Annotated in this window: 1 pseudogene; it reads right to left on the reverse strand. The window is 67.7% G+C overall.

Going from position 1 to position 297, the window contains the following annotated elements:
* A pseudogene (cysW, locus tag IB272_RS35755) lies at nucleotides 1–283 on the reverse strand (sulfate/thiosulfate ABC transporter permease CysW); the annotation flags it as partial.
* Between the last annotated feature and the right edge of the window lie 14 nt (nucleotides 284–297).

The raw sequence follows: 297 nt of genomic DNA on the forward strand, positions 1-297 counted from the left end.
TGCCCTTGAACTCGAACTTGGCGATCGCCCAGGCGGCGGCCACGCCGAAGACGAGGTTGAGCGGCACGGCGATGGCGGCGACGATCAGCGTCAGGCGGATGGCCGAAAAGGTTTCGGCATCGCCAAGCGCCAGCACGAATTCCGTCACGCCCTTGCGCAGCGCCTCGGTGAAGACGGCGGCGAGCGGCAAAAGCAAAAACAGTGCGACGAAGGCGAGCGCCGTGATCGTCAGCGTCAGTCGGGCAAAGCGGCTTTCGGAGGTGGCGGCGGCCAGTTCCGGCAGGGCGGCGCGAGGGC

Source organism: Ensifer sp. ENS08 (assembly GCF_014852195.1).
GTDB lineage: Bacteria > Pseudomonadota > Alphaproteobacteria > Rhizobiales > Rhizobiaceae > Ensifer > Ensifer adhaerens.